The organism is Flavobacterium agri, assembly GCF_013401995.1.
In the GTDB taxonomy this organism is placed as follows: domain Bacteria; phylum Bacteroidota; class Bacteroidia; order Flavobacteriales; family Flavobacteriaceae; genus Flavobacterium; species Flavobacterium agri.
The window spans coordinates 834,824-849,144 of the sequence record NZ_JACBJI010000001.1 but is presented as its reverse complement, the minus strand read 5'-3'; the positions used below and the strand labels follow the sequence as shown (position 1 = coordinate 849,144).

The 14,321-nt window shown below is 48.3% G+C and carries 11 protein-coding genes; 5 read left to right on the top strand and 6 right to left on the bottom strand.

Translation table 11 applies throughout. From position 1 onward, the window contains the following. Window positions 1–7: 7 nt before the first annotated feature. Genes HZF10_RS03990 through HZF10_RS03970 form a run of 5 tightly spaced genes read right to left on the bottom strand, consistent with a single transcriptional unit; the run spans window position 8 to window position 3,588 of the window. Complete coding sequence (locus HZF10_RS03990; protein WP_176004881.1) at window positions 8–709, bottom strand: head GIN domain-containing protein; 702 nt, start codon at window positions 707–709, stop codon at window positions 8–10. A gap of 3 nt (window positions 710–712) precedes the next feature. Next, window positions 713–1,390: a head GIN domain-containing protein gene (locus HZF10_RS03985; RefSeq protein ID WP_176004880.1), complete on the bottom strand. Its 678-nt coding sequence runs from the start codon at window positions 1,388–1,390 to the stop codon at window positions 713–715. Window positions 1,391–1,421: 31 nt separating this feature from the next. Next, window positions 1,422–2,483, bottom strand: coding sequence for a hypothetical protein (locus HZF10_RS03980; protein WP_176004879.1), 1,062 nt, complete (start codon window positions 2,481–2,483; stop codon window positions 1,422–1,424). Beyond that, a complete protein-coding gene (locus HZF10_RS03975; RefSeq protein ID WP_176004878.1) occupies window positions 2,467–3,006 on the bottom strand; it encodes an anti-sigma factor in 540 nt (179 codons plus the stop codon). Before HZF10_RS03975 ends, HZF10_RS03980 begins: the two co-directional genes overlap by 17 nt. 21 nt (window positions 3,007–3,027) lie before the next feature. Further along, complete coding sequence (locus tag HZF10_RS03970) at window positions 3,028–3,588, bottom strand: RNA polymerase sigma factor (RefSeq protein ID WP_176004877.1); 561 nt, start codon at window positions 3,586–3,588, stop codon at window positions 3,028–3,030. A 305-nt stretch (window positions 3,589–3,893) separates the two neighbouring features. Between HZF10_RS03970 and HZF10_RS03965 the strand changes: the two genes are divergently transcribed. The 5 genes from HZF10_RS03965 to HZF10_RS03945 all read left to right on the top strand — a co-directional run bounded on the left by HZF10_RS03965 (window position 3,894) and on the right by HZF10_RS03945 (window position 10,640). Further along, window positions 3,894–4,784: a DUF6252 domain-containing protein gene (locus HZF10_RS03965; protein ID WP_176004876.1), complete on the top strand. Its 891-nt coding sequence runs from the start codon at window positions 3,894–3,896 to the stop codon at window positions 4,782–4,784. Between the two features lie 190 nt (window positions 4,785–4,974). Next, window positions 4,975–7,425 (top strand): endopeptidase La, encoded by a 2,451-nt coding sequence (lon, locus tag HZF10_RS03960; protein ID WP_176004875.1) that lies wholly within the window; start codon window positions 4,975–4,977, stop codon window positions 7,423–7,425. Window positions 7,426–7,512: 87 nt separating this feature from the next. Continuing rightward, entirely contained in the window at window positions 7,513–8,541 is a 1,029-nt protein-coding gene (porQ, locus tag HZF10_RS03955) for a type IX secretion system protein PorQ (protein WP_176004874.1), read from the top strand. Continuing rightward, window positions 8,525–9,226 carry a (d)CMP kinase gene (gene cmk, locus HZF10_RS03950; protein WP_217703338.1) on the top strand — a complete coding sequence of 234 codons (702 nt, stop codon included), beginning with the start codon at window positions 8,525–8,527 and terminating at the stop codon, window positions 9,224–9,226. The genes porQ and cmk overlap by 17 nt, the downstream gene beginning before the upstream one ends. Window positions 9,227–9,269: 43 nt before the next feature. Beyond that, the gene (locus HZF10_RS03945) at window positions 9,270–10,640 is read left to right on the top strand and encodes a nucleoside permease (RefSeq protein ID WP_176004873.1); all 1,371 of its coding nucleotides are present in this window, start codon (window positions 9,270–9,272) and stop codon (window positions 10,638–10,640) included. A 129-nt stretch (window positions 10,641–10,769) separates the two neighbouring features. Here HZF10_RS03945 and HZF10_RS03940 read toward each other — a convergent pair whose 3' ends face one another. Beyond that, on the bottom strand, window positions 10,770–14,024 hold the full coding sequence (locus tag HZF10_RS03940) for a T9SS type B sorting domain-containing protein (protein ID WP_176004872.1): 3,255 nt from the start codon (window positions 14,022–14,024) through the stop codon (window positions 10,770–10,772). Between the last annotated feature and the right edge of the window lie 297 nt (window positions 14,025–14,321).

Here is a 14,321-nt window from a genome sequence, read left to right as displayed (position 1 = left end):
AAAGGGATTATTGCCTAGCCGCAATAAATCCGGTTCCTATAATGGTTTTCTGTTCGTTTCTCGGATTTCCGATATATTGGATGCGTCCCGAACCCGCAACCTGTGCGTTTAAAGTTTCAGAACTGCTCACTTCGGATTTTCCCGATCCTATGATGACCGCATCGGTAGTCGCCGATTGGAACGCATAGGCTTGCAATTGACCTTCTCCTGTGACGTTCGAGATGAATTTTCCGGTGCTTCCGCTGAGTTTCACCTGACCCGATCCGCTAAGGAACACTTCGGTTTCGGCCGTCGACAGTTCGAGCGCGATGCTGCCGCTCCCCGAAAGTTGGGTTTTGAAACGCGTGGCTTTTATGGTTTCTTCAGATACGATTTTCCCCGGACCGGCCATCACGATTTCCTCCAACGATTCGAAAGGCACGACTACCGTGAGCGATTTCATATCGCCGCACCAGGTCTTATACTCTTTTTGCGGATAGATCCTGAGGATGTTGCCTTCGGTCATGACTTCGAGATAACGCACGTCGTCGCGGTCGCCTTCTATGAAAATCTCGCCTTCTTTACCCGGAACGAGCTTGACCGTAAAATCTCCCGAGACCATAATGCGGTCGTACGTTCCCGTCTTTACCTTGCGGACTTTGTGTGAAGTCCCGCCCGCGCTTGCCGATAAGGTCAGCAAGGCGACAAAAAGTGCCAATAAAGTTTTCATGGTTTACGATTTGGTGATGCGGCCCGAACCTACGACTTTAGTATCTTCTTTTTGCGGATTTCCTTTGTAGGAGATGCGTCCCGAACCCGAAATGCGCGCGGTCAATTCTTCGGAACAATGCAATTCGCATTCGCCCGAACCCGAAATGTTGACTTCTGCCGTTGCCGATTTAAGGTCGAAAGCCTCGATGCGTCCCGATCCGGAAAGGTTCGATTCTATTTTATTCGCATTGCCCGACAATTCGATCGTTCCCGAACCGCTCATGGCTGCTTCCAATTGTTTGGCGTTCACGTTGAGCGCAATTTTTCCGGAACCCGAAAGTGCGATGTTGAATTCATCGGCTTTCAACGCATCTTTAGAAGTGATACTGCCAGAACCAGAAAGCGCAACACCTTCAATCGCTTCTACGGGAACTGTTACCGTAACCGATCTCTTGCCGCCTTTGATTCGGTTTTCAGGATGGATCTTGAGTTTGCCGTCTTCGGTTTCGACGATGAGGTTATCGAGGTCTTTTTGGTCTCCGGTGGCGGTGATGTTGCCTTCGCTGCCGTGTACAAAAACTACGGTGTACGATCCCGAAACGCCAACCGAGTCATAACCCGATGTCTTGAAAGTTTTGGTTTGTTGAGCGGCGGCGAGGCTTGATACGGCCAGGATTGCTGCCAAATGGATGTTTTTCATGATGATTGATGATTTTGTGGCCAAGGCCGGTTTAACGATTGCTTTTTAGGGAAATGTTCCCGTATTGCCCTAAGAGGGTTACTTTTTTGGCACCCGATTTTTTATGGTAGCCTTTGAAGATCTTGTCTTTGTTGGTTTCGATACGTGTCGTGACTTCGAGATTGTCGTCGAGTCGCATGTTCGTGTACTTTCCGCTTACTTCGAAATCGAACGCATACGAGTCGTTATATTCGACCGTAGCCGTATTGTAATTCCCGTTGATCGCGATGTTGCCTGCAGAAGCGTTCACGTTGGCAAGTTTTACGGTCGTGTAATCGGCAAAAATGCTGAGGTTGCCGCCGAGCTCCGACACAGAAACGCCCAAATAGTCGCCTTTTCCTGCCAGATTATTGACTTTTTCGAAGCTCAATTTCCCGTAATCGCTGTTGTATTCGACGTTTCCGCCGCCCGAAGCATGGATGTCGGTGTAATCGGTCTCGAGCGACAACGCGTCGAAATCACCGATGTTGAGTTTTGAATAATCGGCTTTGATCTGTCCGTTCTTGATCTTTTCGATGTTCACCGAACCGCAATATTGAAGGTTGAGTACGTTGCTGCCGCTGTTAAGTCGGGCGAGCTTCACGTTTCCGTACTGCACGTTGAGTTTCACCGCTCCGAAAATATCGGTAGACAGCACATCGCCGTATTTGTTCGATATCTTGACGTTTCCTTTTTTCGGGATTTTTACCGTGTAATTGATTTCCATCGAGCTGCCGTTTCCAGATCTTCCGCTAACGTTTCCGATTCTTGTCTTGGCCGAAACCAAAGTCGTGAGCGCGTTGATGTCAACGTCGATCGAACCCAATCGTCTGTCGACCCAATCTTCGCTGTTGCCGCTTACTTTGATCACGATGTCGAGTTCTATCTTATCCTCGTCCCAAGTGGTCACGAATACGGGACCGAACTGGTTGTCGATGTCTATTCCGGCGTCATCATTCACTTTATAGGCTTTGTTGATGCGCTTTTCTTTCTTGATTTTTCCTTCGTCTATGCCGTTGGCCAAAAGCAAGGCAGGCGTGAGAAGAAGCAAAATGATATTACAAAACGTTTTCATTCGTACTGGTGTTTAGTTGTTCTTGGTTGTCGAGTTGATCCAAAACGTTTTCCAAAAAGGAAATTTGCGTTTTGAGGTTGGCCACCAAAGCGTGGATAAGCTGTTTGGTTTCGCCTCCTTTGGCCAAATCGGATTTGATTTTTTCGTAATCGGCATCCATCGCCTTGAGTTGTGCGAGCGCGTCCTCGATCATGGGTTTGTTGATCGCCGATTCTTTCGATTTCATGCGCGCCACTTCGTACTTGATGATCGATGTGAACACCGAATCGGTTTCCCTGGTCTGCTTCGACATTTCGGCCAATTGCTGAGGTCTTGAAGTCGCCTTGTCGTAAAACGTGAACAATCCGAACATCAGCAGCAATGAGGCCGCGATCGCAAACGGGATCATGTAAGCCGGACGTGCTTTCTTTTTGGCTTGCCTGTCGAGGAAACGGTCCGAATGCCCGCGGCTCGGTTCGTAAATATCCCATTGGCCTTCAAGGCTTGCAAACAGGTTGTCTATACTGTCATTTTCCTTTTTCATATCTGTTTTCTCTATCGTTTTTCAGGCTGATAATTCCTGAAGCTTATTCCTTAAACTTTCTTTTGCGCGGCTCAACAACGTCCTGCAGTTGCCGTAATTGATGCCGAGGATGTCGGTAATCTCTTCCTGGTCGTAACCTTCTATGAAGAACAGCGTGAGGATCATTCGGTAGCTGTCTTTTAGGTTTTGTATGGTGTCGAGTACCTGATTCGCTTTGAGATTGATGAAATCCAATTCCGCATCGTTCCCGGAATCGCCGTCTTCGAGTTTGTATAAGGTCTTTTCAAGATCTTCCTGAACGATACGGCTGTTCTTTTTATAGAAATCGATGCTGCAATTCACGATTATTTTCTTGAGCCAAGCGCCGAACGCCACTTCCTGCCGGTAGTCGTCAATTTTGATGAAGGCCCTGAGGAAACCTTCCTGCATTACATCCTCGGCGTAATGCTCATCCTTGACGATCCTGAGCGCCACGTTATACATCGCCCTGCAGTAGCGGTTGTATACCTCAAATTGGGCGCGCTGGTCCTTTCGCCTGCAAAGGGCGATGAGGTCTTCGATGGTGTGGCTGGCTAGGCTCAAGTTTTTGATTGTGATTTGTGTTAAGGACAGAGGTCGTTTCGAGTTGTTACAGTTTTTTGTGTCAAGTACTCAAGTGTTGAGGTGCTGAAGTACTCAAGAGTACTGTGTTTATTGGGATTTACGGGAAAAATTATTTTTTTGGAAAATTAAAAATTATTTGCTTTTGAATTGTGTCCGATACGAATGAAGTCGTTTCAAAAAGGAAAAAATAAACGTCAAAGTATCTCCGATTTCAAAACTTTAGCACTTCAGCGCTTGAGCACTTTCACACTTTCTGTTATATTTGGCAAAAACTAACTATAACCATGAAAAATAAGTTGCTTATCGGGCTTTTCGCCTTTTTCTCTGTGTTGAATTTCACGGCCTGTGATACGGAGCCTATCGATCCCAATATCATAGTCCCGGATCCGGTCGACCCGGTAGAAGACGGTACGTTCACGGCTAAGATAGACGGAGTGCAGTACACGGCGCTTACCGCTGAAGCTTTCATTTCGGGAGGCGCGATCACGATTGCCGCGGTCCGTGCGAACGGCGACAATTTCGCGTTCGTGATAGGAGGAAACACGGCAGGCACATATGCGGCCAACCAAAATATATTGATGTTTACCCAAGGCCAATCGGAATCGGGCTGGCAAAGCATCAATCCCGCGAATCCCGGAGAAAATACGGGTTCTGTCACGATTTCAGAAGTCAACACCACCAACCATACGATTACGGGAACGTTCCATTTTACCGGATATTGGAACGGAGACGGGACTATCGAGCCGAAGGAATTTACCGAAGGCGAGTTTACGGTTCCGTATTCTGACCCTAGCGTAAATCCGAATGAGAACACTTTTACCGCGACGATCGACGGTTCTCCTTTCAATCCTACGACGATCAATGCGCAGGAAGCGTCGAACGGTGGTATTTCAATCATCAGCATTACGGCTCTTGACCAAAACGGGACGATGTCTGTTATGTTGAGCTCCGATGTCACCGTCGGTAATCACCCGATCGCTACAGGTACGGTAATCACCGACGACGTGCAGGTCATGTATTTGACCGTAGGCGGAAGTGGCGGACCGGCCGTTTCCGGAAATGTCAACATCACGCAAAAAACTGCCGACCATGTCAAAGGCACGTTTACCGCGACGATAGAAACAGCTAGCGGCAACATACAGGTCACCCAAGGCAATTTCGACGTGACCTATTGATATAGCATTTTGCACTTTATAGAAGAAATCCGCACTTAGCGGATTTTTTTATGGCACAATTTTGGGCATGTCAATAATGTAACGAATTAATCGGTCATACGTCGATTTTACGTTTCGCTAATTTATTGATAATCTATCTTTGCAAGTAAAGGCAGTAAAGTTTTACTGTCAACATGGCACAATACCACACATGTCACATCACAAGATTTTAACCTTTGACAACTTGTCACTGCAGGATTTTGAATCCGATGCAGAACTGATACCACTGTTGACTCCCGAGGACGAGGAAGAAATGAACCGCGAGGAACTGCCCGCGTCGCTTCCGATCCTTCCGTTGCGCAACACCGTACTTTTTCCAGGCGTGGTCATCCCGATCTCGGCAGGACGCGACAAATCCATCAAGCTCATCAACGACGCCAACGCCGGCAACAAGATTATCGGTGTGGTCGCCCAAAAGAATGAGGAAGATGAAGATCCCACGAAAAACGACATCCACAAAATAGGTACGGTCGCCCAGATTCTGCGCGTACTCAAGATGCCCGACGGCAACGTGACCGTAATCCTTCAGGGCAAAAAACGCTTCGAGATCGACGCGATGCTTTCCGAAAAGCCGTACATGCGGGCCAGCATCATGGAAGTCGAGGAGAAACGCCCGGGACAACACGATACCGAATTCTTCGCGATCGTCGATTCGATCAAGGAACTCGCGATCCAGATCGTCAAGGAAAGCCCGAACATCCCGACAGAAGCGACGTTTGCGATCAAGAACATCGAAAGTCATTCGTTCCTGATCAATTTCGTGTCCTCGAACATGAATCTGCCCGTGGCCGACAAGCAAAACCTGCTTTCGATAAACGTGCTTAAGGAACGCGCACTCGAAACGTTGCGCTACATGAACGTGGAGTTGCAGAAACTCGAGCTCAAGAACGACATCCAATCCAAAGTGCGTTTCGATCTCGATCAGCAGCAGCGCGAATATTTCCTGCACCAGCAGATGAAAACGATACAGGAAGAACTTGGAGGCGTTTCATACGAGCAGGAAATCGACGACATGCGCCAAAAGGCCAAAGCCAAGAAGTGGGACGAAAAGACGGCCAAGCATTTCGACAAGGAATTGGTCAAGATGCAGCGCATGAATCCTCAGGCGCCCGATTTCGGCATCCAAAGAAGCTATCTCGAGTTGTTTCTCGAACTGCCGTGGGACCAATACAGTTCCGACAATTTCGATTTGAAACGCGCCCAGAAAATCCTCGACCGCGATCATTTCGGACTTGAAGACGTCAAGAAGCGTATCATAGAATACCTCGCGGTACTTAAACTGCGCAACGATATGAAATCGCCTATCATTTGTTTGACCGGACCTCCGGGCGTCGGTAAGACGTCTATAGGAAAATCGATTGCCGAAGCTTTAGGACGCGAATACGTGCGTATTTCCCTTGGCGGATTGCGCGATGAAGCCGAAATCCGAGGTCATCGAAAGACTTATATCGGCGCGATGCCGGGACGCATCATCCAAAGCATCAAGAAAGCGGGTACTTCGAATCCGGTTTTTGTGTTGGATGAAATCGATAAATTATCCAATAGCCATCAGGGCGACCCGTCTTCGGCTTTGCTCGAAGTGCTCGATCCGGAACAGAACAGTGCTTTTTACGACAATTTCCTCGAAATGGGATACGATTTGTCTAAAGTGATGTTCATCGCGACATCGAACAACCTTAATGCCATCCAGCCGGCTTTGCGCGATAGGATGGAAGTGATACGCATGTCGGGTTATACGATAGAGGAAAAGGTTGAAATCGCACGCCAGCACTTACTTCCGAAGCAATTGAAGGAACATGGTCTTACGGCTAAAGATTATAACATCGGCAAAAAACAGCTCGAGAAAATCGTAGAAGGTTACACGCGTGAATCGGGTGTACGCGGTTTGGAAGCGAAAATCGCGCAAGTCGTGAGAAACGCCGCCAAATCGGTTGCGATGGAAGAAGAATACAACAAAAAAGTCACCGACGAAGACATCGTCAAGATTTTGGGCGCACCGAGAATGGAACGCGACAAATACGAAAGCAACGAGGTCGCGGGTGTCGTTACGGGTTTGGCCTGGACATCTGTCGGAGGCGACATTCTTTTTATTGAATCTTTGATTTCCAAAGGAAAGGGCTCGATGAGCTTAACCGGAAATTTAGGTACGGTAATGAAGGAATCGGCCACAATCGCGTTGGAATACATCAAAGCGAATCCCGAAATGCTCGGCGTCGATCCCGATATTTTCGCCAAGCACAACATCCACATCCACATTCCAGAAGGCGCAACCCCAAAAGACGGACCGAGCGCGGGAATCGCGATGCTCACGTCTTTGGTTTCCTTATTGACCCAAAAACGCGTCAAGAAACATTTGGCCATGACAGGTGAGATCACGCTTAGAGGAAAAGTGCTTCCCGTCGGCGGCATCAAAGAGAAAATCCTCGCGGCCAAACGCGCCGGAATCAAGGAAATTATCCTGTGTCATGAAAACAAACAGGACATAGACGAAATCAAGGCAGAATATATAGACGGACTGACCTTTCATTACGTCAGGGAAATGAGCGAGGTCATCAAGTACGCGCTGACTGACCAGAAGGCGAAAAACGCCAAAACTTTATAAGGAAATAACCCTCGCTAATCCGAGGGTTTTTCTTTTCAAAATAATATCTTCGCATTGGCGTTATTAGTTTGTTAACGCCGAAAAAATATGCTAAGAAAACTCCTATTTTTCCTTTTACTGTCTTGCTGCGCCCCGACTTTTGCGCAGATCGGAGGAAAAGGGGTTTATCAATTTCTCAACCTTGTCACATCGCCCCGTCAGGCGGCTCTTGGCGGAAAAGTCATCACGATTTACGACGAAGATCCGAATACGGCCCATTTCAATCCTGCGACTATAAATCCCGAAATGGACAATCGTTTGGCGTTGAATTACGGCAGTTATTTTGGCGAAGTCACGTATGGTACGGCTTCATATGCATATATGTACGATCGCCACGTACAAACCCTGCATGCGGGCGTGAATTACGTTAATTACGGAAAATTTGAAGGCTACGACGAAAACGGTAACAAGACCGAAGACTTCAGCGGAAGCGAAATCGCGCTTTCGGTCGGATATGCCTACAATGTGCCGTGGACGACACTCTATTTGGGAGCGAATGCAAAGTTGATCTCCTCTACTTTAGAAAGTTATAATTCATTCGGTGGCGCCCTCGATTTGGGTGCGATTTACGTCGACGAAGACAACGATATCAACTGGGCGGTTTCCGTACGCAATCTGGGTACGCAATTCACGACCTATGCCGGAAGCAACGAACGCGTGCAAATGGAAGTGCTCGCCGGTGTTTCCCAGGAACTCGAACACGTGCCGTTACGCTGGCACCTGACATTGGAAAATTTGCAGCAATGGGATGTTTCGTTCTCGAATCCGGCGCGTGCCGAAAATGGGATTGACGGAGGATCCACACCCGAAAAAGTGTCGTTTTTCAACAATGCGTTGCGACACGTGATTTTGGGGGCCGAATTGTTCCCTAAAAAAGGATTCAACATCCGCATCGGGTACAATTTCAGGAGATCTGAAGAACTCAAGATTTTAGAACAACGCAGCTTTGCCGGAATCTCGGCCGGGTTCGGGCTGAAAATACGACGCCTGAAGTTCAATTATTCGTATTCGCGCTATACCTTGGCGGCCAATACGAGTCTTTTCGGGCTTACCATCAATTTTGGAGAAGATTATTGACGTGAAGAAAAAAATTACGATAGCCATTGACGGTTTCTCCTCGACGGGAAAAAGTACCATCGCCAAGCAGTTGGCCAAGATTCTCGGATATGTATATGTGGATACGGGCGCGATGTACCGAGCCGTGACATTATACGCGATGCAGCACCACTACATAGACGGCCATCATTTCGACGTGCGGAAATTGGTGGACGACCTTCCGAAGATCAATCTGAATTTCATCTTCAATCCCGAAGTCGGATTCGGCGAAATGTATCTCAACGACCGCAATGTTGAATGGGAAATCCGTACGATAGAAGTTTCGAATTTCGTGAGCAAGGTGGCTGAAATATCCGAAGTGCGCCACAAACTCGTCGAACAGCAGCAGCAAATGGGCCGCAACAAAGGCATCGTCATGGACGGACGCGACATAGGAACCGTCGTTTTTCCCGATGCGGAACTCAAGATTTTCATGACTTCAAGTGCCGATACTCGCGCCAAAAGACGTTATGAAGAACTCATAGACAAAGGCCTTGAAGTGACGTTCGATGAGGTACTCAAAAATGTCGAACAGCGCGACCATATCGATACGCACCGCGAAGATTCTCCCTTGCGAAAGGCAGACGACGCCATCGAAATCGACAATTCACATCTGAGCCGTGAGCAGCAGCTCGAGAAAGTGCTCGCGCTTGTGCATCAAATCTAAATCGATTTCACTAGTTTTACCGCATAACCAACCAAAACCATTTATGAGTATTAAATTACGACTTACGGTCATGAGTTTCATGCAGTTTTTTGTGTGGGGCGCATGGTTGATCACGATTGCCAATTATTGGTTCGGCACCAAGCAATGGGACGGCACGCAATTCGGTCTCGTATTCGCGACGATGGGATTCGCCTCGCTTTTCATGCCGACCGTTACCGGAATCATCGCCGACCGATGGGTCAATGCCGAAAGGCTTTACGGTTTGCTGCACATTCTGTACGCCGTGGTGCTTTTTTGTTTGCCGATGGTGAGCGATCCGACGACTTTCATTTATGTGATGTTTCTGGCCATGTGTTGCTATATGCCGACGATATCGCTTTCCAATTCGATTTCGTATACGGCCTTGAAACAAAGCAATAGCGACATCGTAAAGGATTTTCCGCCGATCCGCGTTTGGGGAACCATCGGATTCATCGTCGCCATGTGGATTACGAACCTCACCGACAGCAAAGCGTCGGCTAACCAGTTCTACATTGCGGGAATCGCGGCTGTGGTTTTAGGTTTGTATGCGTTCACGTTGCCGAAGTGTCCGCCGAAATACAACTCGGTTTTTGATTCGTCCGAAGGTAAGAAGACATCGGCTTTCAAATTGTTCGCTGATTATAAAATGGCATTGTTCTTCGTGTTTTCTATGTTCCTCGGAGGTGCGTTGCAGCTCACGAACGCTTATGGGGACGTGTTCCTCAGCGAATTCGAGAATTTCCCCAAATATGCAGATTCTTTCGTGGTGGAACGCTCGACGATCATCATGTCGATTTCTCAGATATCGGAAACCTTGTTCATTTTAGCGATTCCATTCTTCCTGAAACGCTTCGGCATCAAGCAGGTGATGCTCATCAGTATGCTCGCTTGGGTGTTGCGTTTCGGTCTGTTCGCTTTCGGCGATCCGGTCGGCGGTCTGTGGATGATCATACTATCGTGCGTCGTCTACGGAATGGCGTTCGATTTCTTCAATATTTCGGGTTCGCTTTTCGTAGAAGGCAATACAGACGCCAAGACACGTTCGTCTGCCCAAGGTTTGTTCATGATGATGACCAACGGAGTAGGCGCCGTTCTGGGAAGCGTGATTTCGGGCTGGGTAATCCAAAACTATTTTACGAAAGCCTATACGAAAGCCACCGATTTGGCGACGCATCTGCAAACAGATGTGGCGAACGAGCATTTCCTCGGATTTGTCAAGAAAAAAGGCGCTTCGGTTTTGGCCGACGGAAATTTGAGCAGCGTCGTCGAAATGAAAGATTGGCCGAACATCTGGTTGGCTTTCGCGGCTTATGCTTTGGTAATCGCGATCGCGTTTGCGTTCATGTTCAAGCACAAGCACGATCCGGCCGAAGTGGCGAACATCTCGCACTGATGCCTGAAACCTTTTGACTTATAAAATAGAAAAACCATCCGCTTAGGATGGTTTTTTGTTTTTGATTATGAAAGATTTCGCCAGATAGATTTGGAATCGATTCTCCCACATCCGAAATTGACACTCAGACTATCGCTTCATCGAAAAGTGTCCGCGCATTTCACGACCGTCCTGTCGTATGACCACGAACCAATAATCGGTAGACGGAAGTTCCTTGTCGTTATAAGTGCCATCCCAACGGCCGCCAACAGGGAAGCCTGTGATCAGTTTGCCGTAGCGGTCAAAAATATAAGTTTGGATGCCGGGCTCGAGTTCGTCGAACTTCACTTTCCAATAATCGTTATAGCCGTCTCCGTTAGGGGTGAAGAATCGCGGATACATAAGCAAGTGCGCCTCTTCGTCGTCATGGCCGCAGTCGCCGAGATCTTTGACCATGACTTGATAAATTCCGGGCAACAATCCGTTGAACGTATTCGACGACTGGAAAGTGACGCCTCCGTCTATCGAATACAGGAAATCGCCCGTGTCGGGTTCGTTCGTGTGGATGATAAGCGTATTGTCGTGATCGGTCCAATCCTGGTATTCTACATGATGGATCGTCGGTGCCACAAGCGGGAAAACCTCGATCTGGTAAACGCCCGTACACGTGATGCCTTGATAATCTTTGGTTACGGTAAGCGTGTACGTTCCGGCTTGCGTCACTGTGATGCTTTGTGTATTGGCACCGGTCGACCACGAGTAGCTGTCCATTCCGCTATCGGCTGTGATGGTTCGCGACGAATCCGGACAAATCGGATAACGCAACTGCATCTGCAAAACAGGGTAAGGATTCACGATCACCTCTACGGTCACCACGTCGTAACAATCGCCCGAATTCAGTTTCAAACGCGCGTACAAAGTAGCTGTAGCCGAATAATAAGGTTGTGGCAACGCATTGGCTCCCGAATTCGCGTCGGCTTCCGTCGCATGATAAGTAAGTGTGAAATCGCTGGCATTCTGGCTACCGATAATCGTCGCGTCGAATTGTGAAAGGTCGAAATCGGCTTTGCCGTCGTTGTCGTCCGAATCGCATTCTATTAGAGGAATTGTAGGTTGTACGGCTGCAATTTGAGAAGGAAGCGTGGCGATATCGACGATTTTGACGACGGCCTGTCCGCAGAAGTGCTCTACCGAAAACTTGTAAACGGCCGGTTCCAAATCGATAAACGTATCGTTGCTGCCGTTATCGATGACGAAAGGCTGGCCGTTCTTTTCGATGATCTTGAAGTGGAAAGGTTCGACACCGTCGGCTATTACTTTTACGCTGGCCAATGCTCCGTCGCAGGTGAGTTTGATGATGTCTATGATTCGTACTTCTCCCGTATTGTCGAATTCCTGCAGCGGAATGATGCAAACTTTTGTAGATCCGGGTCCGATTTCTCCATTCTGATATGCCTGGAAGGTTTTGACGATCCTGAAATGCCCCAGGAAAAGTTGGTTGATGTTGTTGATGCCGTTCGTGAGTTGGATGGCGTTCGTCGTGCCCAACGTTGTACCTTCTACATAAATGGCGCCGGTATTCGGATGCATCCATTGACCCGTGGTCTCGTTGAGTTTCTGCAACCAAAAATTAGGAGCGGTGGCGTTCGATACATCCGAAAGATAGACATCGAACGCCGCGCAATGTTTCGTAACGTCTATAGTGGCCTGGGTTTCATAACCGATCACGGGATACACTTCGTCGTATTCGTTGCCGCAACCGTTGATAAGATGGAAGCCGTAATCGCCAGGCGGAAGGTGTTCCATCGAAAAAATACCCGATGCCCCGATGTGGATCGATACATCCTGAGGCAATGTCTCGGTATACGCGGCCGGAGCCGAGGTAATGACCACCGATGTAAGTATCGTCGAATTGCCGCCTCTTATACGGATGCCGCCAAAACCTTCCTCACAATCGGCGAAAGTCGAACTCGAAGGCAGGTTGAATATGGAGCTCGGATTGATGGTGTATTCTTCCTCGTGAGCAATTCCGCATGTATCGTAAATCGTGAAATAATACGTTCCGGCGGGCAAATCGAAAAGCCATATTTCATTCGGTCCTTGTTGGTTTGGCACTGCGGGAATCGTATACGGCAACGTTTCGGTGAATTCCGGAGGTGCGCCCGTCACCACGACGTGATCGATCTCGTAACTGATCGTCTGTATCTGCAAATCTGAAGTCGTCGACAAACAACCCGGTTGCGGATACGGCGTGAACTGCGGAGGGAACTCGTTAGGCTGGATGTCCTGCTCGAAACTCACCGTATGTCCGCAAGCGTCGGTCAGCGTTCCGGCGTAATTGCCCATGGGAACGGTATTGCTCGTCGTTCCGTAATACGTCTGAAGAGAAGTGAACGGTCCGGGATGGCCCGGATTGAAATCGGTCGGATTGAAGCCTGCGGGTACTTCCGTAAAATTGATGAAATACGGAGCGACGAAAACCGAAGGTGATATTGAAAAGAAAAACTGTCCGCAATCGCCCAATTCAGGGGAAAGAGCGGCAAAAAGCGAAAGATCGATAGGTGCGTGGTTCCATCCGTGCGATTGACCGCATTTGTCTATGACCTGTAAATCGTAAAAATACAATTGATCGTACCAGAACGGCACGGTATGCGCTGCCGGGAAATTGTCGGGGTTGCCCGTGACTTCGGTGTACGTTACCGTAATTGGTGCAGAGCCGTCGGGCGGATATACCGTATAGATGAACGTGAGCGGGAACAGCAAATCGTCGTCTTCCATATCGTCTATGGTCACCGGATGCGTCAGCGTGATCTGGTCGCACGCAGGAAGTTCCGGCAAGAAGCCCATAGAGCCTACGCTGAACGGCGCTTCGTTATGCGGAACGGTATACGAATGTGCCTTGATGTTTCCGCAAGCGTCTATCGCATGGACGATATAAGTACCGTCTTCCAAATCTCCAAAGAAATTTAAAGGATGTGGCAAAGTCGTCGTTTCCGGACCGTCGAACAGTAAGAAATCGACGGCATAACCCGATGTCACGTTAATGGTCATCGTGCCGTCGCCGCAATGTTCGTCTGTATGTGAAATCTCGAAATCGAGCGGTTCTATATGGTTTTCTATCGTGACGTTTTGCGCAGGCAACGTGGTGGCGTTCCCGTTCACGGTTTCAATCGCGACGACTTGGTACGTGCCCGCGTCGAGGCCCGTGACTTGTCCGTTTGCGGTAAGTTCGGCAATCGGGCTCGTAGTGTTGGGAAGCAGGTAAACCCTAAAAATCACCGTTCCGCCAGGTGTCGGATCGGACAGGCTGCAGTTGATGATCCCGCCTCCGTCGCAAAGTTCGTCCACTTTGGTCACCACTAATTGGGGCGGCAAAATTTTAGACGCCGAGACCGTATTCGGCATGAAGAGGAATATCAGCAGAAGATGGGGCAGGAGCAGGATGGTCCTGGATAGAATAGCAATATTTCGGGAAAAAAGTAGTTGTCTTTCCACGTTTTCATCAGCAATTTGTTGTTGGACAATTTACGCAAAAATAACGATGGACTTTCCTATTTAACATTTAAGAGAATATTTAGGTTATTGGTTTGGTAGATAAATAAATAAGGCTTAATTTTGCGCACCTTTTTGACAGATAGGATTTCCGGAAAGGTGATATGTAAAAACACAAAAGAAACCACTTCTGTTTTTATTCTGAGTAGA